General features: G+C 60.5%; 13 protein-coding genes. 6 read left to right on the top strand and 7 right to left on the bottom strand.

Annotated elements, in window-relative coordinates; genetic code table 11:
• Positions 1 to 23: 23 nt before the first annotated feature.
• Positions 24 to 1,037 carry an FAD:protein FMN transferase gene (locus ASG55_RS25310; protein ID WP_056791504.1) on the bottom strand — a complete coding sequence of 338 codons (1,014 nt, stop codon included), beginning with the start codon at positions 1,035 to 1,037 and terminating at the stop codon, positions 24 to 26.
• A 108-nt stretch (positions 1,038 to 1,145) separates the two neighbouring features.
• On the opposite strand from ASG55_RS25310, the gene ASG55_RS25315 reads away from it, so the two are divergent.
• A complete protein-coding gene (locus ASG55_RS25315; RefSeq protein WP_041477332.1) occupies positions 1,146 to 2,444 on the top strand; it encodes an MFS transporter in 1,299 nt (432 codons plus the stop codon).
• Between the two features lie 172 nt (positions 2,445 to 2,616).
• Here ASG55_RS25315 and ASG55_RS25320 read toward each other — a convergent pair whose 3' ends face one another.
• On the bottom strand, positions 2,617 to 4,080 hold the full coding sequence (locus ASG55_RS25320; protein ID WP_016775482.1) for a glyceraldehyde-3-phosphate dehydrogenase: 1,464 nt from the start codon (positions 4,078 to 4,080) through the stop codon (positions 2,617 to 2,619).
• A gap of 354 nt (positions 4,081 to 4,434) precedes the next feature.
• Between ASG55_RS25320 and mfd the strand changes: the two genes are divergently transcribed.
• Genes mfd through ASG55_RS25335 form a run of 3 tightly spaced genes read left to right on the top strand, consistent with a single transcriptional unit; the run spans position 4,435 to position 11,163 of the window.
• A complete protein-coding gene (mfd, locus tag ASG55_RS25325; RefSeq protein ID WP_024013632.1) occupies positions 4,435 to 7,884 on the top strand; it encodes a transcription-repair coupling factor in 3,450 nt (1,149 codons plus the stop codon).
• 10 nt (positions 7,885 to 7,894) lie between these two features.
• Entirely contained in the window at positions 7,895 to 8,461 is a 567-nt protein-coding gene (locus ASG55_RS25330; RefSeq protein ID WP_056791507.1) for a CsiV family protein, read from the top strand.
• An 11-nt stretch (positions 8,462 to 8,472) separates the two neighbouring features.
• Positions 8,473 to 11,163: a DEAD/DEAH box helicase gene (locus tag ASG55_RS25335; RefSeq protein WP_056791511.1), complete on the top strand. Its 2,691-nt coding sequence runs from the start codon at positions 8,473 to 8,475 to the stop codon at positions 11,161 to 11,163.
• A 148-nt stretch (positions 11,164 to 11,311) separates the two neighbouring features.
• On the opposite strand, the gene ASG55_RS25340 is transcribed toward ASG55_RS25335, so the two are convergent.
• From ASG55_RS25340 to ASG55_RS25355, 4 genes are all read right to left on the bottom strand, one after another.
• On the bottom strand, positions 11,312 to 14,605 hold the full coding sequence (locus ASG55_RS25340) for a DEAD/DEAH box helicase (RefSeq protein WP_056791514.1): 3,294 nt from the start codon (positions 14,603 to 14,605) through the stop codon (positions 11,312 to 11,314).
• A 9-nt stretch (positions 14,606 to 14,614) separates the two neighbouring features.
• Positions 14,615 to 15,352, bottom strand: coding sequence for an S-methyl-5'-thioinosine phosphorylase (locus ASG55_RS25345; protein ID WP_056791517.1), 738 nt, complete (start codon positions 15,350 to 15,352; stop codon positions 14,615 to 14,617).
• 13 nt (positions 15,353 to 15,365) lie between these two features.
• Entirely contained in the window at positions 15,366 to 16,376 is a 1,011-nt protein-coding gene (gene nagZ, locus ASG55_RS25350; protein WP_056791520.1) for a beta-N-acetylhexosaminidase, read from the bottom strand.
• Between the two features lie 158 nt (positions 16,377 to 16,534).
• On the bottom strand, positions 16,535 to 17,242 hold the full coding sequence (locus ASG55_RS25355; RefSeq protein ID WP_056791523.1) for a TetR/AcrR family transcriptional regulator: 708 nt from the start codon (positions 17,240 to 17,242) through the stop codon (positions 16,535 to 16,537).
• A 229-nt stretch (positions 17,243 to 17,471) separates the two neighbouring features.
• Here ASG55_RS25355 and lexA point away from each other — a divergent pair, with 229 nt between their 5' ends.
• On the top strand, positions 17,472 to 18,080 hold the full coding sequence (lexA, locus tag ASG55_RS25360; RefSeq protein WP_016775490.1) for a transcriptional repressor LexA: 609 nt from the start codon (positions 17,472 to 17,474) through the stop codon (positions 18,078 to 18,080).
• Positions 18,081 to 18,090: 10 nt separating this feature from the next.
• Positions 18,091 to 18,564: an SOS-induced cell division inhibitor SulA gene (sulA, locus tag ASG55_RS25365; RefSeq protein ID WP_041477346.1), complete on the top strand. Its 474-nt coding sequence runs from the start codon at positions 18,091 to 18,093 to the stop codon at positions 18,562 to 18,564.
• Positions 18,565 to 18,661: 97 nt separating this feature from the next.
• Here the strand turns inward: sulA and ASG55_RS25370 are convergent, their stop codons facing one another.
• A complete protein-coding gene (locus ASG55_RS25370) occupies positions 18,662 to 18,895 on the bottom strand; it encodes a hypothetical protein (RefSeq protein WP_003226592.1) in 234 nt (77 codons plus the stop codon).
• Positions 18,896 to 18,965: the final 70 nt, after the last annotated feature.

Here is an 18,965-nt window from a genome sequence, read left to right on the forward strand (position 1 = left end):
GCCAGCTTTCGTCTTGTCTCCGGTCAGTTTTTTTCACCGACAAGCTGCGTAAATGCCTGACTGCTGCGGGTGACGAAACCTGTATCGGCACGCAAGACAAAGAATGCAGCAATGTCATGCTTTTGGGCATAGTCCCGTGCCCTTTCCGGCCCGAGAATCAGCAACAGCGTCGATAGTCCATCGGCCATCAACGCTGAAGGATGAATCACCGTGACTGACGCCAGATCATGTAGGACCGGCCTTCCGCTGCGTGCATCGAAGGTGTGGGAATAACGCCGACCGTCCTGCAGAAAATAATGGCGGTAGTCACCGGAGGTGGACACGCCGTAGCCATCGACATCGATAATCCGCTCGGCCACTTGCTGGTCATCGCGAGGCTCTTCGAGAGCGATGCGCCACGCGGAACCATCCGGCTTCTTGCCCCGGGCTTTGAGTTCGCCCGTGGCTTCGACCAGGTAATTGTCGATGCCCATGCCCTGCAATCTGGCGGCGATGGTATCCACGGCGTAACCGGCGGCAATACTGTTGAAGTCGACTTCGACGGCGGCGTCCTTGCACAACCGTTCGCCGTCGATGCGCAGATGCTGATGGCCGACCCGCTGCATGACCTCGGCCACAGCGGCCGCATCAGGGATCTTTTCCTCGCGTCCTTGCGGGCCGAATCCCCAGAGGTCCAGCAGCGGTTCCACGGTCAGGTCGTAGGAGCCTTCGCTTTGCATTGAAAGCTGTTCGCCGATACGGACCAATTCGAGCACCGCTGCCGGCATGGCTTGGCAGCTATCGGCGGGCAAGGCGTTGAAACGCTCGATGACGGAGTCACTGCGGTAAGTCGACAGCTGTTGATCGACTTCGCCGAGGATGCGCTTCACTTCACCGCGCACTTGCGCAGGATCGGCGACCCCGGCGTGGCGCACGTATTTGACCGACCAGGTGCTGCCCATGGTCGAGCCACCGACCTGTTCCAGGGAATCGCCGTTGCCGCAGCCGCCGATTGCCACCGCCAACACCACAAGCCCCAACCAGCGTCCAGTTAACATTTCTTCATCTCCCCGCAAAACCACGGCGGCCATTATGAACTACAAGCGCCCGCTCGCTTCCCCATGGCTGCAACGCCTTTATACAAAATTGAACAGTGAGTACCTCCCATGTCCTCCACCACGGGCAAAGGCAAAGCGATCTTTCGCGTTGTCAGCGGCAACTTCCTCGAAATGTTCGACTTCATGGTCTACGGCTTCTATGCAACGGCCATCGCCAAAACCTTCTTCCCCACCGACAGCGCCTTCGCTTCGCTGATGCTGTCGCTGGCGACCTTCGGCGCCGGCTTCCTGATGCGCCCGCTGGGGGCAATTTTCCTCGGCGCCTATATCGACCGTCACGGACGGCGCAAAGGACTGATCATCACCTTGGCGATGATGGCCGCCGGTACGGTGTTGATTGCCTGCGTGCCTGGCTACGCGACGCTCGGCGTCGCCGCGCCGCTACTGGTGTTGTTCGGCCGTCTGTTGCAAGGCTTCTCGGCGGGCGTGGAACTGGGCGGTGTGTCGGTGTATCTGGCGGAAATTTCGACGCCGGGGCGTAAAGGCTTTTTCGTCAGTTGGCAGTCCGCCAGCCAACAGGCAGCCGTGGTGTTCGCCGGTCTGCTCGGCGTTGGCCTCAACCACTGGCTGAGTCCGGAGCAAATGGGCGAATGGGGCTGGCGCGTGCCGTTTCTGATTGGCTGCATGATCGTGCCGGTGATTTTCTTCATCCGTCGCTCGCTGGAAGAAACTCCGGAATTCCAGGCGCGAACCCACCGCCCTACCCTCGGCGAAATCGTCCGCTCGATCGGGCAGAACTTCGGCATCGTCATTGCCGGCATGGCGCTGGTGGTGATGACCACGGTGTCGTTCTACCTGATCACTGCGTACACGCCGACGTTTGGCAAGGCTGAGCTGCATCTGTCGGACCTCGACGCCTTGCTGGTGACGGTGTGCATCGGCTTGTCGAACTTCTTCTGGCTACCGGTGATGGGCGCGGTATCCGACAAGATCGGCCGAAAACCCTTACTGCTGGCGGCGACAATTCTGGCGATCCTCACGGCGTATCCGGCACTGTCGTGGCTGGTGGCGAATCCGAGCTTCAGCCATTTGCTGATTGTCGAATTGTGGCTGTCGTTCCTGTACGGCTCGTACAACGGCGCGATGGTGGTGGCGCTGACCGAGATCATGCCGGTGGAAGTGCGCACGACCGGGTTTTCCCTGGCTTACAGTTTGGCAACGGCGACGTTCGGCGGATTTACTCCGGCAGCGTGCACCTATCTGATTCATGTGCTGGACAACAAGGCAGCACCGGGCATCTGGCTAAGTGGCGCGGCGGTGTTGGGCTTGATTGCGACACTGGTGCTATTCCGTGGCAACCGGCATGAGTTGCGCACCGCGCAGGCCTCGGTAGCCAGCGGCGCCTGACAGAATGCTTTCGCGAGCAGGCTCGCTCCCACAGAAGATTGTGAACGACACTGATCCAGTGTGGGAGCGAGCCTGCTCGCGAAGAGGCCGGCAAGGACGCCGAAGATCCAACAGGCCCACAAACAAAAACGCCCCGACAAAATGTCGGGGCGTTTTCATTCAAGCCTGAGGCTTAGCGCGGGAACGCTGGCGGATTCACATCAGCCATGTCTTCCATCACACGAACTACCTGGCAGCTGTAGCCGAACTCGTTGTCGTACCAGACGTACAGAACGACGCGGTTGTCCTGCACGATGGTCGCTTCAGCGTCGACTACACCGGCGTGACGCGAGCCAACGAAGTCAGTCGACACCACTTCCTGCGAATTGACGAAGTCGATCTGCTTGTGCAGCTCGGAGTGCAGAGCCATGTAGCGCAGGTACTCGTTCATCTCTTCGCGGGTGGCGGCTTTCTCAAGGTTGAGGTTGAGAATGGCCATCGACACGTTTGGCGTCGGAACACGAATCGCGTTACCGGTCAGCTTGCCGGCCAGCTCAGGCAGAGCCTTGGCAGCAGCGGTGGCGGCGCCGGTCTCGGTGATCACCATGTTCAGCGCGGCGCTGCGGCCACGGCGATCGCCCTTGTGGAAGTTGTCGATCAGGTTCTGGTCGTTGGTGTACGAGTGAACGGTTTCGACGTGACCGTTGATGATGCCGAACTTGTCGTTGACCGCTTTGAGCACCGGCACGATGGCGTTGGTGGTGCAGGAAGCAGCCGAGACGATCTTGTCGTCAGCGGTGATTTCACCGTGGTTGATGCCGTGAACGATGTTCTTCAGCTTGCCCTTGCCAGGCGCGGTCAGAACAACGCGGTCGATACCCGGGCAGGCCAGGTGCTGACCCAGGCCATCGGCGTCACGCCAGACACCGGTGTTGTCCACCAGCAGCGCGTCTTTGATGCCGTACTGGGTGTAATCCACCTCGGTCGGGTTCTTCGCGTAGATCACCTGGATCAGGTTACCGTTGGCGGTGATGGTGTTGTTTTCTTCATCGATGGTAATGGTGCCGTTGAACGAACCGTGTACCGAATCGCGACGCAGCAGGCTGGCGCGTTTGGTCAGGTCGTTCTCGGCGCCTTTGCGCACGACGATGGCGCGCAGACGCAGGCCGTCGCCACCACCGGTTTTCTCGATCAGGATGCGCGCCAGCAGACGGCCGATACGACCGAAGCCGTAAAGAACAACGTCGGTGCCTTTGCGGGCCGAGGCGTTCTGCTGGCCAACCACGTCAGCCATCTCTTCACGCACGAACTGCTCGGCGCTGCGGCCGTTGCCTTCATTGCGGAATTTGAACGCCAGCTTGCCCAGATCCACCGACGCCGCGCCGAGCTTGAGCTCGCTCATGGCCTTGAGCAGTGGGAATGTTTCGTGGACGGAGAGTTCGCTGTCGTCCGAAGAACGGTGGCGAGCAAAGCGGTGAGCTTTGAGAATCGCGATGACAGACTGGTTGATCAGGCTGCGGCCATAGATCGAGCTAACCACGTTGTTATTGCGGTAGAGCTGACCGATAAGCGGAATCATCGCTTCTGCGAGTGCTTCACGGTCGATCCATTCACCAAGACACTGGTCGGGCTTCTGAGTCACGGTAACCTTCCACATGTAGGGGCAGAAAAAAGGGGCTACATTATGCCGCCGAGAAGCCCTTTCAGCAATGCGCGCTTGTCGCGCAATCGGTAACAAAATCCCGTTCAAAAAATTTACGCCTTTCTCCAGCCCAGTAAAACCGGGGCTTTCAGCGCAGTCAATTTTTCGACGACTGTTAGACGATGTCTGTAACCCTCCGTAACACCACCCGGTTTCGGCACTACATAACCATGAAAAAAGTGCTCGTTTTTATGGTTACCACTACATTTCGTCCAAACCGTGAAGATAGACGCAGTCTGCAACTGACAGGCGGCACCGGAGGCCGCTACAATTACCGACTTTGTCGCAACGCCTGGAGCTCAACCTTCCGTGCCTGTTCTGCGTCTACCGTTACTCCCTGCCGAAGCAGGTAAACAGCACTGGGGCAATCTGCCCGGTGCCGCCCTCAGCCTGGCGATTGCCGAGGCTGCCAGCGCTGCCAAGCGCTTTACCCTGCTGCTGACCGCCGACAGCCAAAGCGCCGAACGGCTGGAACAGGAGCTGAGTTTCTTCGCCCCGGATTTGCCCGTACTGCATTTCCCCGACTGGGAAACCCTGCCCTACGACCTGTTCTCGCCGCACCAGGACATCATCTCCCAGCGCATCGCCAGCCTTTACCGCCTGCCGGAACTGGCCCACGGCGTGCTGGTGGTACCGATCACCACCGCCCTGCATCGCTTGGCGCCGACCAAATTCCTCCTCGGCAGCAGCCTGGTGCTGGATATCGGCCAGAAGCTCGACGTCGAACAGATGCGCGCGCGGCTCGAAGCCAGCGGCTATCGCTATGTCGACACGGTGTACGAGCACGGCGAGTTCACCGTACGCGGCGCGCTGATCGACCTGTTCCCGATGGGCAGCAAACTGCCGTATCGCATCGACCTGTTCGACGACGAAATCGAAACCCTGCGCACCTTCGATCCGGAAACCCAGCGTTCAATCGACAAGGTCGAGTCGGTCAAGCTGCTGCCGGCCCGCGAATTCCCGTTGCAGAAAGACGCAGTCACCCGCTTCAAGGCGCGCTTTCGCGAGCGCTTCGACGTCGACTTCCGTCGCTGCCCGATCTTTCAGGACCTGAGCAGCGGCATCACCCCGGCCGGCATCGAGTACTACCTGCCGCTGTTCTTCGACGAAACTTCGACGCTGTTCGATTACCTGCCTCAGGACACACAAGTGTTCTCGCTGCCGGGCATCGAGCAGGCGGCGGAAAACTTCTGGAACGACGTGCGCAATCGTTACGAAGAACGCCGCGTCGATCCATCGCGTCCTTTATTGCCACCGGCCGAATTGTTCCTGCCGGTGGAAGACTGCTTCGCGCGCCTGAAGAACTGGCCACGGGTCGTTGCCAGTCAACAGGACGTTGAAAGCGGTGTCGGCCGCGAACGCTTCCCGGCCCATGCGCTGCCCGATCTGGCCATCGAAGCCAAAGCCACGCAACCACTGGCGGCGCTGGCCGGTTTCCTCGAAGAATTCCCCGGGCGCGTGCTGTTCACCGCTGAATCGGCGGGTCGTCGCGAAGTCCTGCTGGAACTGTTGGAACGCCTGAAGTTGCGGCCGAAAACCGTCGACAGCTGGCCGGACTTCGTCGCCAGCAAGGATCGTCTGGCGATCACCATCGCCCCGCTCGACGAGGGTCTGCTGCTCGACGACCCGGCGCTGGCGCTGGTGGCGGAAAGTCCGCTGTTCGGCCAACGGGTCATGCAACGTCGTCGTCGCGAGAAGCGCAGCGACGTCAGCAACGATGCGGTGATCAAGAACCTCACCGAACTGCGCGAAGGCGCGCCGGTGGTGCATATCGATCACGGCGTCGGCCGCTACCTGGGCCTGACGATCCTGGAAATCGACAATCAGGCCGCCGAATTCCTCACCCTCGAATACGCCGAGAACGCCAAGCTTTACGTGCCGGTGGCCAACCTGCACCTGATCGCACGTTACACCGGCAGCGACGATTCGCTCGCGCCGCTGCACCGCCTCGGTTCGGAAACCTGGCAGAAAGCCAAGCGCAAAGCCGCCGAGCAGGTGCGTGACGTCGCCGCCGAATTGCTCGACATTTACGCCCGTCGCGCCGCCCGTGAAGGTTACGCCTTCGCCGACCCGAAGGCCGATTACGCCACCTTCAGCGCCGGTTTCCCGTTCGAGGAAACACCCGATCAGCAAGCCACCATCGAGGCCGTGCGCGAAGACATGCTCGCGCCGAAACCGATGGATCGCCTGGTCTGCGGCGACGTTGGCTTCGGCAAGACCGAAGTGGCCATGCGCGCCGCGTTCATCGCCGTGCACGGCGGTCGTCAGGTGGCGATTCTGGTGCCGACCACCCTGCTCGCCCAGCAGCACTACAACAGTTTCCGCGACCGCTTCGCTGACTGGCCGGTGACCGTGGAAGTGATGAGTCGCTTCAAATCGGCCAAGGAAGTCAACGCGGCGATCGCCGATCTGGCGGAAGGCAAGATCGACATCGTCATCGGCACGCACAAGCTGCTGTCCGATGATGTGAAGATCAAAAACCTCGGGCTGGTGATCATCGACGAAGAACACCGTTTTGGCGTACGCCAGAAAGAACAGCTCAAGGCCCTGCGCAGCGAAGTCGACATCCTTACCCTGACCGCGACGCCGATTCCGCGCACGCTGAACATGGCGGTGTCGGGCATGCGCGATCTGTCGATCATCGCCACGCCGCCAGCGCGGCGCCTGTCGGTGCGCACTTTTGTCATGGAGCAGAACAAGAGCACGGTCAAAGAGGCCCTGCTGCGTGAACTGCTGCGTGGCGGTCAGGTTTATTACCTGCACAACGATGTGAAGACCATCGAGAAATGCGCCGCCGACCTCGCCGAACTGGTGCCAGAAGCGCGCATCGGTATCGGCCACGGGCAGATGCGTGAACGTGAACTCGAACAAGTGATGAGCGACTTCTACCACAAGCGCTTCAACGTGCTGATCGCCTCGACCATCATCGAGACCGGCATCGACGTGCCAAGCGCCAACACCATCATCATCGAGCGCGCCGACAAGTTCGGCCTGGCCCAGCTGCACCAGTTGCGTGGTCGTGTCGGCCGCAGTCACCACCAGGCTTACGCCTACCTGCTGACACCGCCACGCCAGCAAATCACTTCGGACGCGGAAAAACGTCTGGAAGCGATCGCCAATACCCAGGACCTCGGCGCCGGTTTCGTGCTGGCCACCAACGACCTGGAAATCCGTGGCGCCGGCGAACTGCTCGGCGACGGTCAGAGCGGGCAGATTCAGGCCGTCGGTTTCACCCTGTACATGGAAATGCTTGAGCGCGCGGTGAAGTCGATCCGCAAGGGCGAGCAGCCGAACCTCGATCAACCGCTGGGTGGCGGCCCGGAAGTCAATCTGCGGGTGCCGGCGCTGATTCCGGAAGATTATCTGCCGGATGTGCATGCGCGGTTGATTCTGTATAAACGCATCGCCTCGGCCACCGACGAGGAAGGCCTCAAGGATCTGCAGGTGGAGATGATCGACCGCTTCGGCCTGTTGCCGGAGCCGACCAAGAACCTGGTGCGGATCACCGCGCTGAAATTGCAGGCGGAAAAGCTCGGCATCAAGAAAGTCGACGGCGGGCCGCAAGGCGGACGCATCGAGTTCGAAGCGCAGACGCCGGTTGACCCGATGACCCTGATCAAGCTGATCCAGACGCAGCCCAAGCGCTACAAGTTCGAAGGCGCGACGATGTTTAAATTCCAGGTGCCGATGGAGCGCCCGGAAGAACGTTTCAATACTGTCGAGGCGCTGTTTGAGCGTCTCATCCCGAAATCCGCTTGAAGGACGCCCGATGCGCCTGTTCCGCTCTCTGACTTTGTTGCTTGCACTTGCAGCACCGACGGCGTTTGCCGATGACACGTATCAGGTCGAAATGATCCTGGTGCGCCAGAATGCCGTCCCGGCCATCGTCAGCCGCGCCGCCCCGGAAGACTGGGCCGCTGGCGCCCAGCGTCTGGGCAGCGACAGCCAGCGCACCCCAGCGCTGAATGATGTAGTGAACAAACTCACCGCCAGCGGCGAGTACACCGTGTTGATGCACAAAGCCTGGCAGCAGAGCCTCGGCGAAGCGCCGGCGAAAGTCGCAGTGAGCGAAGGTCAGGAACAGTTCGGCCAGTTCCCCATCGAGGGCACGCTGGAAATGAAACTCGGCCGCTTCACCGACGTGACCGCCGATTTCTGGGTCAATCAGATCGACGCCAATGGCCTGGTCACCGCCAGTGAGCGTCTGCGTCAGGACAGCCACACCAAGAACGGCCAGCTCAATTACCTCGACAACGGTCATCTGGCCCTGCTGATCAAGATCACGTCCCTGACCGCGCCAGCGCCTCGCGAAGCGCCTGAAGTCGTGCCGGACTGATCGAAGTCCTTATGCCGCCGCCCCTGAGCAAACCGCTGGCCCCGTCGTGGGTCAGCCGATTCAAAGAACAGAGTCTGGAGCGCGGCCGCCGCTACGCTTTGGAGAATCGAGTGCGCATCGCCCAGGTCGGCGATGCGACCATCACCGCCAGTTGCGAAGGTTCTGGCGGTAGCGTTTACCGACAGACCATCCATCTGCGCGAGTCAGCTAAAGCGACGCTGTTGCTGGTCGACGCCACCTGTACCTGCCCGGTGCGCAGCAACTGCAAACACTGCGCGGCGGTGCTGCTGAAAATCCAGGAAACCCTCGACTACCCCGCCGCCGCGAAAGATGCCGAGTTGCTGGAAAAACTCCAGGCCGTGCTGGAGAACCGTAGCCCGAAAGCGCCGCCGCAAGTGCTGGTGGACAACGTGCAACCGGTGCCACGCCTATGGCTGGCGAGCGTGGAGTTCAGCGCCTTCGAGCCGCGCAACGGCAAGATGCAGCGCTACATTCAGCATCGTGCGGCGCTGTCGTTCAGCTATCTGGACGAATACGTCAGCGGGCAAAAACACAGCGATATCCTGATCCGTCAGGAAGCCCAGACCCTGCGGATAAAACGTCACCCGGACGTCGAACAGTCCTACCGCGAACAGTTACGCATCCTCGGTTTCCGCATCGCCACCCGGCAGAGCAAAGCGCTGCCGGAAAGCGCCGGCGAACTCTACGAGATGGTCAACGACAGCGCCTGGCTGACCTTCACGCTGAATGACTTGCCGAAGTTGCGCAGCCAGGGCTGGGAGTTGCAGATCGATGAGGAATTCGGTTTCGACCTGACCGCCGTCGACGACTGGTACGCCACCGTCGAACAGGCGCCGGAGCGCGACTGGTTCGATCTGGAACTGGGCATCATCGTCAACGGCGAGCGCCTGAGCCTGCTGCCGATTCTGCTGAATCTGATGCGCTCGCACACCGAGATCCTCAACCCGGAACGCCTGGCCCGCCGTCGCGATGACGAGCTGATTCTGGTGAACATTCCGCAACGCACCAGCGAGCATGGGCCGTTGCAAGTGGCGCTGCCGCTCGGTCGCTTGAAGCCGGTATTGATGACGCTGGGCGAGTTTTATTTGCAGGAGCCGGGCGAAACCACCCTGCGCCTGAGCAAGGCTGACGCCACCCGGCTCAATTCGCTGGAAGGCCTGCCGCTGTTGTGGGAAGGCGGCGAGCAGATCCGCACCTTCGCCCAGCGCCTGCGCGACATCCGCGACTTCACTGCCGAAGCGCCGCAAGGTCTGAATGCAACGCTGCGCCCGTATCAGCTCGAAGGTTTGAGCTGGATGCAATCGCTGCGACAACTCGAAGTCGGCGGCATTCTCGCGGACGACATGGGCCTGGGCAAAACCCTACAGACCCTGGCGCATATTCTCAGCGAGAAGAACGCCGGACGCCTCGATCGTCCGTGCATGGTGGTGATGCCGACCAGCCTGATTCCGAACTGGCTCGATGAGGCGGCGCACTTCACCCCGCAACTGAAAGTGCTCGCCCTGTACGGCGCCACGCGCAAAAAGCACTTCGACAATCTGGCCGACTTCGACCTGATCCTCACCACTTACGCCCTGTTGCCCAAGGATCTCGAACGTCTCGCCAAACAGCCGCTGCATGTTCTGGTGCTGGACGAAGCGCAATACATCAAGAACCCCAACAGCAAAGCCGCCCAGGCCGCCCGCGAGCTGAACGCGCGCCAGCGCCTGTGCCTCAGCGGCACGCCGCTGGAAAACCACTTGGGCGAGCTCTGGTCGCTGTTCCACTTCCTGCTGCCGGGCTGGCTTGGCGATGTGAAAAGCTTCAATGCCGATTACCGTGTGCCGATCGAAAAGCGCGGCAGTGAAGTCAGACTGCAGCACCTCAACGGTCGGATAAAACCGTTTCTGCTGCGCCGCACCAAAGAGCAGGTCGCCACCGAGCTGCCGCCGAAAACCGAAATCATCCATTGGGTCGAACTCAACGAAGCGCAGCGCGACGTGTACGAGACCATGCGCCTGGCGATGGACAAGAAGGTCCGCGACGAGATCACTCGCAAAGGCGTGGCACGCAGCCAGATCATCATTCTCGAAGCATTGCTCAAGCTGCGCCAGGTCTGCTGCGATCTGCGCCTGGTCAACGACGCCACCCTGCCCGCGCGCGGCAGCACCTCGGGCAAGCTCGACAGTCTGATGGAAATGCTGGAGGAGTTATTCGAGGAAGGCCGGCGGATTCTGCTGTTCTCGCAATTCACTTCGATGCTGTCATTGATCGAAGAGGAGTTGAAAAAACGCAAGATCGCTTACGCCCTGCTCACCGGCCAGACCCGTGACCGGCGCACACCGGTGAAGGAATTCCAGAGCGGCACGCGGCAGATTTTTCTGATCAGCCTGAAGGCCGGTGGCGTCGGCTTGAACCTGACCGAAGCCGATACGGTGATTCACTACGACCCGTGGTGGAACCCGGCAACCGAGAATCAGGCGACTGACCGCGCGTATCGAATCGGCCAGGAGAAACCGGTGTTCGTCTACAAGATGATTGCCCGGGGCACGGTGGAAGAGAAGATTCAGCACCTGCAAAAGGAAAAGTCCGACCTTGCAGCGGGCGTGCTCGATGGGCGCAAGGCCGGGGACTGGAAGTTGCAGAGCGATGATATTGAAGCGCTGTTTGCGCCGTTGCCGGACAAGATCGACAAGCGCTGAAAGCGGCGTCGCTGGTTAGATAGCTATCGCTGGCAAGCCAGCTCCCACAGGGTTATGACCTGTACCGAAGATTGTGTTTCAACTCGATACCTGTGGGAGCTGGCTTGCCAGCGATGGGGTCATCCAATATTGCGCAATCACTCAGGGCTCAACCCTTGGAAACCGGCAACGGCGCAAACAACGCCTCGATATCACTCTGTTCCAGTTTGAATCCCCCCGTCGTGCCGCCCTCAAGCACCGCCCCGGCCAGCGCAGCCTTCTCCTGCTGCAACGCCTGGATCTTCTCTTCGACGGTGCCTTTGGCAATCAACTTGTAGACGAACACCGGATTGTTCTGCCCGATGCGATACGCCCGATCGGTCGCTTGGTTCTCCACCGCCGGGTTCCACCAAGGATCGAAGTGAATCACCGTGTCTGCCGCCGTCAGGTTCAGACCGGTACCGCCGGCCTTGAGGCTGATCAGAAACAACGGCACCTTGCCGCCTTGGAAATCCCTCACCGGCGTGCGCCGATCGGTGGTGTCGCCGGTCAGCAACGAGTAAGCAAGCCCGCGTTGCTGCAACTCCTGCTCGATCAGCGCCAGCATCGAGGTGAATTGGGAAAACAGCAGAATGCGCCGCCCTTCACCGAGCAATTCTTCAAGCATCTCCATCAGGCTGATCAGCTTGCCGCTGCCGGAACGCAACGCCTTCGCCGTGAGCGGCATATTGACCAGGCGCAGATCACAGCAGACCTGGCGCAGCTTGAGCAGCGCATCGAGGATGATGATCTGGCTGCGCGCCACGCCGCTGCGGGCGATTTCGTCGCGGACCTTTTTGTCCATCGCCACACGCACCGTCTCATAGACGTCGCGCTGACCATCGCTGAGTTCGACCCAGTGGATGATCTCGGTTTTCGGCGGCAACTCGGTGGCGACCTGATCCTTCTTGCGCCGCAGCAAAAACGGCTTGATGCGTGCGGTCAGGTGTTGCATGCGCTGGACATTGCCGTGCTTCTCGATCGGCGTGCGGTAATCGCGATTGAAGGATTTACTGTCGCCGAGCCAGCCGGGCATGAGGAAATGGAACTGCGACCACAGCTCACCGAGGTGGTTTTCCAGCGGCGTACCGCTCAGACACAAGCGCTGATGGGCCTGCAAGTCACGCGCGGCCTGGGCGGCTTTGCTCAGCGGGTTCTTGATGTTCTGCGCTTCGTCGAGAATCAGCACGCTCCACGGCTGCGGCTGCAAGATCTCCAGATCCCTGGGCAGCAATGCGTAAGTGGTCAGCACCAAGTCGTATTCGGCGAGATTGGCGAAGTCCTTCTGCCGCCCGGTGCCGTGCAGCGCCAGGACTTTCAACTGCGGCGTGAAGCGCTCGGCTTCGTCGAGCCAGTTGGGAATCAGGCTGGTGGGCATCACCGCCAGTGCCGGACAGTCCAGGCGCCCGGCGTGTTTCTCCGTGAGCAGATGCGCCAGGGTCTGCAAGGTTTTGCCCAGGCCCATGTCATCGCCCAGAATGCCGCCGACTTCCAGCTCGCGCAGGGTCTGCATCCAGTTCAAGCCTTCGAGCTGATACGGGCGCAGTTGCGCGTTGAGGCCGGCAGGCGCAGCAACCTGGGCGTGACTGGAATTCTGCAGACGCTTGGCAAAAGTGCGCAGGCGTTCGCCGCCCTGCCAGTCCAGCGGTACGCCATCGAGCATACTCAGGCGTGCGGCGTCTGGAGCGGTCAAGCGCAGCGCATCGCCCTGGTGTCCGCCCAGATACAGCTCGCCCAGCGTCGCCATCAACGGTTTGACCCGACTCAGCGGCAACGCGACCTTGGCGCCGGCCGGGTCGCCAAAACCGCTGGGCTTGAGCTCGATCAGGAGTTTTTCATCATCGTTGCGCTGCGCCAGATTGACCGGGTCGAGCAAGCGCGGCTGGGTCCGCAACAGGTGCAGAAGGATCGGCAGCAAGCTGTAGCGCTCGCCGTTGACGACGATACCCAACTGCAGATCAAACCACTGATGCGTGGCCTCTTCTTCGACCTCGGCGTACCACTGTTCAACCGGTTGTACATCGAAATGGAAACCGGGACTGATCTCGATTTTCCAATCTGCGGCGCGCAGTGTGGCCAGCCCTTCGTGCATGAACCCGAGCCAGGCGGAATCATCCGGCAAGGTAAACATCTCGCCGGGACGATCCATTGCACTCTTGCGCGTGGCTTTCTTGAAGCCATGTTTTTGCAGGTTCTGGCGCAGCTTCTTTTCCAGCGCCGGTTGACGCTGAATGCGCTGGGTTTCGCTGCCATTGAGGATCATCACTTCCGGGTTGCGATCCACCGCCGGATGACCGTTGTAGGTAAACAGCAGAGCGGCGCGGTGCTCCAGCACGTATTCCCAGCGCGAACGTTCCCGGCCGCTGACCAGGACGAGCTGCGGCTGCGGCAGCACGTCATCGATGATCCGTTCGGTGAGCTTGTGCGGTGGCGCAATTTGGCTCGCCGCGCTCATGCGATGGCTGAACTGCATGGCCTGACGCGCCGGAATGTCTGGCGCCAGGGTCAAATGGCAGGCGAGCTTTTCTTCCAGCTCAGTGAACAGCGGGCCAACCTGGCGCTGCTCGCGATCAAGATAATAAAGCGGCTCCAGCGCCAGCACGGTTTCCTGCGCGGCTTCGGCACTGCTCCATTGCGCGCGGAATCCGCCATCGGCCTGCTCAGCCCAAGAGAACTGACCCACGCGTTTCGCCCCCGGTGTCAGCGCTCGCAGGTCTTCGAAATCGAGGAACAGCCGCGAGGTACGCAGGAGCATTTCCAGCAGTTCGGCGCCACTGCTGCCTTCCAGCGGATAGCCGCTGTAATAGGCGTGATGGGAATGCATGGCGACCAACAGCCGGGCGATGCGCAGATCCAGCTCGGACAGGTAGCCCGGCTGGCGCATGAGCATTTCCGCGAGCGAGTACATCGGTTTGACCTCGCGTAACTCGCCGCTCTTGAGCTGATAGACCTTGAAAATATCAAGCAGCCACTTGCCGTTCGCAGACGTCGGTTTGAGCTTGTAAAACAGACGCGTGCCTGCGGTTTGCGCACTTTCTTCAGCGGGCTTGGCCGGCACGGGAATTGTTGAAAGCCAATGCTCGAGCGCTCGCCCCAACGGGATCTGTGCATCATTGTCAGACGCATCCTCACCCGTGCCCAGCAGGTGATAGATCACCGCCGCGCTGTGCTTACAGTCCAGTGCAACAGGACAGCTGCACAGGCAACGCAGGTTTACCGACCCCAGCCGATCTTCGGACAGATAAATGCTTTGCTCATAGGCCTGAAGTTGCGAACCGACGCAGAACGCCTCGATCTTCCTGTCATCGATCTCGAGGATCTCTACCCGGTCATCGGCGGCATAAGCGCGGGCCTTGGCCAACGCCTTGCTACTGAATGCGTGGGTCCATGTCAGCCCTTTAAGCCGCTCGATGAAAATGCTCATGGACAGTCCTTAGCTGGCCAGCACTCGCGCCAACGTTGATTTCACCTTGCCCATGCCATCGTGCAAGGCCTGCTCGATTTCGGCCATGGTGATGACTTCGGTGGTCTTGCCGGCTGCAGGATTCACCACCAGCGCCAGACAGGCGTAATCCAGATCCAGCTCACGCGCCAGCGCCGCTTCCGGCATGCCGGTCATGCCGACGATGTCGCAGCCGTCACGCTCCAGTCGCACGATCTCGGCGACCGTTTCCAGACGCGGACCCTGGGTGCAGGCGTACACGCCTTGATCGCTGTATTCGCAGCCTTCGGCGGCGACTGCGGCAATCAATTGCTGACGCAACGGCTCGCTGTAGGGAAAGCTGAAGTCGATGTGGGTGACGTGTTCCAGATCATCGGCGAAATAGGTGTGCTCGCGCCCACTGGTGTAGTCGACGATCTGGTGCGGCACGCAGAAATGCCCGGTGCCCATGGCCGGATGAATACCGCCCACCGCGTTAACGGCGATGATCGCTTCGGCACCCGCCTGCTTCAACGCCCACAGGTTGGCGCGGTAGTTGACCTTGTGCGGCGGGAAACGATGCGGGTGACCGTGACGGGCGAGAAACAACACTTCCTTGCCGGCGTATTCACCAATCTGCACCTCGGCCGAAGGCGCGCCGTACGGGGTGTCGACTGCCAGCGACTGGCGAATGATCAGGCCTTCGAGCTGAGTCAGGCCAGTGCCACCGATGATTGCGTAAACGGTCATAACGAAAAAATCCTTAATCGATCAGTTGAGCGTCTTTGAGCGCGCCGAGGGCGGTGAGCCAACGCGGGTCCTGACGATAATCGGTGCTGGCGAAGGCCTGACCGCGCATCTTCGCGATGCGCGCGGAAGGCTTGACCTTCATACGCTGGGCGGCACTCAACGCCAGCTCGGCTGCCGCGCGGTCGTTGCATACCAGGCCCATATCGCAACCGGCACTTAGCGCGGCTTCGATGCGGCTGGCAGCGTCGCCGACCACGTGGGCGCCGGCCATCGACAGATCATCGCTGAAGATCACGCCATCGAACTGCAACTCGCCGCGCAGGATGTCCTGCAGCCAGCGTCGGGAGAAACCGGCCGGCTGCGAGTCGACTTGCGGATAGATGACGTGGGCCGGCATGACGGCGGCCAGTTGTTTGCTGAGTTTGGCGAAGGGCACCAGATCATTGGCGCGGATCACGTCGAGACTGCGCTCGTCGTTCGGGATCGCCACATGGGAGTCGGCTTCGGCCCAGCCGTGGCCTGGGAAATGTTTGCCGGTGGCGGCCATGCCGGCGCTGTTCATACCGCGAATGAATGCACCGGCGAGCAAGGCAGCGCGCTCGGGATCCCCTTCGAAGGAACGGGTGCCCACCACGGCACTGCGCTGATAGTCCAGATCCAGCACCGGGGCGAAACTCAGGTCGAGCCCGACCGCCAACACTTCGGTGGCCATGATCCAGCCGCATTGCTCGGCGAGATACTCTGCATTCGGGTTATCGGCGATGGCGCGCATCGCTGGCAGACGGACGAAACTCTGACGCAAGCGCTGCACACGCCCGCCCTCTTGATCCACCGCCAGCAGCAGATCCGGACGAATCGCGCGGATCGCGGCGCTCAGTTCGCGCACCTGGCGTGGATGCTCGATATTGCGGGCGAAAATGATCAGGCCGCCCACTTCGGGCTGACGCAACAATTGGCGATCTTCGGCCGTCAGCCAGGTACCGGCGACGTCCACCATCAACGAGCCTTGCAGGCCAGCAGTCATAGAGATTCCTTGAAAACGAAAAACCCGATCTGCTTGCATTCGCTACCGTGGGCAATGCCCGGACGGTCAGCAGAATTCATGCAGATCGGGTTCAGTACGAGAGTCGGCATGGCCGGCTAGCTTAGCGGATACCAGCTGCCGCGCCCACCCGTGCGCGGTCAAACCTTGGCGGCGACCGGTATGGATTTGCTGCGCGGACGCAATTGCGCGCTGGCCATGGCTGTATCGGTGACGCCGGTTTCGGCGCGCATGCCGGCAGCGAGGAACGGCACCATCAGGCGCATCACTTGTTCGATGGAGGTATTCACGCCGAAATCGGTCTCGGCGATCGCGCGCAAGGCCTTGATCCCGGACATGCTGAACGCTGCGGCGCCGAGCATGAAGTGCACGCGCCAGAACAGCTCGATCGGTGGAATGCGTGGCGCCGCTTCGTTGACCAGCAGCATGTAGCGGCGGAACACTTTGCCATACATGTCTTCCAGATAACGTCGCAAGTGGCCCTGGCTCTGGCTGAACGCGAGGCCGAGCAAACGCATGAAGATCGACAGATCGTTACCGCTGCGAGGCTGCACGACGAGCGCTTGCTCGACGAGAATTTCCAGCAACTCTTCGAGGGTCGGCTTGTTCTCAGGCTTGGCCTGACGGCGCTCCAGTTCTTTATCGAGGCTCACGCAGAACGGACCGAGGAAGCGCGAGAACACAGCTTGAATCAGCGCCTTTTTCGAGCCGAAGTGATAATTCACCGCAGCCAGATTGACGCCAGCCTTGCTGGTGATCAAACGCAATGAGGTTTCAGCGAATCCTTTCTCCGCGAACAACTGCTCGGCAGCATCAAGAATGCGTTCAACGGTTTCCGACTGGGCCATGGCTACTCCGCCTGACAAACACTTGTTTGAAACATACGTTTCAGCCTAAGCCTTGTCAAGCCTGCCGGTTCGTTTTGGGAATGGTCGGTCAGCTATTTAACCACACAAGGCGCCAGCATTAATAAGCGCCCTTCGCGACCGCTCGGCGGGCGGCAAAAAAACGCCCATTGCCAAGACCGCTTCACTGTATATAATCCCAGTCACTGTATAAAAAGACAGAGCGATCAATATGCTAAAGCTGACGCCACGCCAAGCCGAGATTCTGGCCTTCATCAAACGTTGCCTCGAAGACAACGGCTATCCGCCCACCCGTGCGGAAATCGCTCAGGAATTGGGTTTCAAATCGCCAAATGCGGCGGAAGAACATCTCAAGGCCCTGGCCCGCAAGGGCGCGATCGAGATGACCCCGGGCGCTTCCCGCGGCATTCGTATTCCCGGCTTCGAAGCCAAGGCCGACGACTCCACCCTGCCGATCATTGGCCGAGTGGCTGCCGGCGCGCCGATCCTCGCCCAGCAGCACATCGAAGAATCCTGCAACATCAACCCGACCTTCTTCCATCCTCGCGCCGACTACCTGTTGCGTGTGCACGGCATGAGCATGAAGGATATCGGCATCTTCGACGGCGACCTGCTGGCAGTGCATACCACCCGCGAAGCGCGTAACGGCCAGGTTGTGGTTGCGCGTATCGGCGACGAAGTGACGGTCAAACGCTTCAAGCGTGAAGGCAGCAAAGTCTGGCTGATTGCCGAGAACCCCGAGTTTGCCCCTATCGAAGTCGACCTGAAAGATCAGGAACTGGTGATCGAAGGCTTGAGTGTCGGCGTCATTCGCCGCTAAAGGAGGCTCCATGCAGTTCCCACACACACCTCAGCAAACACAACTGCCTTTATTTGAAGCGTTTCTGGCGCAACCGATTGCGCCGATCCTCAAAGACGTGGTCGAGCGTGACTGGAATGCCAAACCTGACGCCTTCAGTGAGCTATCACTGCGTGGTGCGGCCGGGAACTGCCTGAACCTGCTAGCGCCGATCCTCCGTGAATTGAGCGAGGATCAGGATGCGCGCTGGCTGACGCTGATCGCCCCACCCGCCAGCCTGACGCAAACCTGGCTGCGCGATGCCGGCCTGAACCGCGAACGCATCCTGCTGCTGCAACCGCGTGGCACGCAGAGTGCTCAGCAACTGGCGTGCGAAGCGTTGCGACTGGGTCGCAGCCACACCGTGGTGACCTGGCTAAACCCGTTGAATGCCAATTCACGGCAACAACTGATCAGCGCCGCGCGCACGGGCGAAGCTCAGAGCCTGAACATTCGTTTGGGTTGATTGTTGAGTAATGCGCGCTGTGTGAAGCGCAGGGCTTCTCCAAGGACAGAGAAGCCGATCTGAAGCGCAAGCGACCGAGAAAAGGCCAAAGCGTGGATCAATGAAGAACCCGCGGCCCTTCTTCCTTATCAAACTCGCCTTCAACCATACGACCTGCCATCTGCACGCCGACGCTCAACATCGCTTTGGCAATTTCAACGTGCTGGCCTTGCAGGAACGCCTTGGCATCCTCGGAGAAATCCAGCGTCACCAGAGAACCTTCGTCCTCGGCCCTGCGCAGTTCGATTCGGCCGTCTGGTAACTCGACAATTTCTAGAAAGGACGTTGGCATATAAGTCTGTTCTCCACGAAAGGCAGCGATTATATAGACATCATTCGAGCTTCGCTCGGGATCTTGACCA

Origin of the sequence: Pseudomonas sp. Leaf434 (genome assembly GCF_001425545.1) — a bacterium.
Taxonomy (GTDB): Bacteria; Pseudomonadota; Gammaproteobacteria; order Pseudomonadales; family Pseudomonadaceae; genus Aquipseudomonas; species Aquipseudomonas siliginis.

Coding starts and splice junctions, on each gene's coding strand:
- ASG55_RS25310 (WP_056791504.1), bottom strand. CDS start 1,037: ATGTTAACTGGACGCTGGTTGGGGCTTGTGGTGTTGGCGGTGGCAATC.
- ASG55_RS25315 (WP_041477332.1), top strand. CDS start 1,146: ATGTCCTCCACCACGGGCAAAGGCAAAGCGATCTTTCGCGTTGTCAGC.
- ASG55_RS25320 (WP_016775482.1), bottom strand. CDS start 4,080: ATGTGGAAGGTTACCGTGACTCAGAAGCCCGACCAGTGTCTTGGTGAA.
- ASG55_RS25330 (WP_056791507.1), top strand. CDS start 7,895: ATGCGCCTGTTCCGCTCTCTGACTTTGTTGCTTGCACTTGCAGCACCG.
- ASG55_RS25335 (WP_056791511.1), top strand. CDS start 8,473: ATGCCGCCGCCCCTGAGCAAACCGCTGGCCCCGTCGTGGGTCAGCCGA.
- ASG55_RS25340 (WP_056791514.1), bottom strand. CDS start 14,605: ATGAGCATTTTCATCGAGCGGCTTAAAGGGCTGACATGGACCCACGCA.
- ASG55_RS25345 (WP_056791517.1), bottom strand. CDS start 15,352: ATGACCGTTTACGCAATCATCGGTGGCACTGGCCTGACTCAGCTCGAA.
- nagZ (WP_056791520.1), bottom strand. CDS start 16,376: ATGACTGCTGGCCTGCAAGGCTCGTTGATGGTGGACGTCGCCGGTACC.
- ASG55_RS25355 (WP_056791523.1), bottom strand. CDS start 17,242: ATGGCCCAGTCGGAAACCGTTGAACGCATTCTTGATGCTGCCGAGCAG.
- lexA (WP_016775490.1), top strand. CDS start 17,472: ATGCTAAAGCTGACGCCACGCCAAGCCGAGATTCTGGCCTTCATCAAA.
- sulA (WP_041477346.1), top strand. CDS start 18,091: ATGCAGTTCCCACACACACCTCAGCAAACACAACTGCCTTTATTTGAA.
- ASG55_RS25370 (WP_003226592.1), bottom strand. CDS start 18,895: ATGCCAACGTCCTTTCTAGAAATTGTCGAGTTACCAGACGGCCGAATC.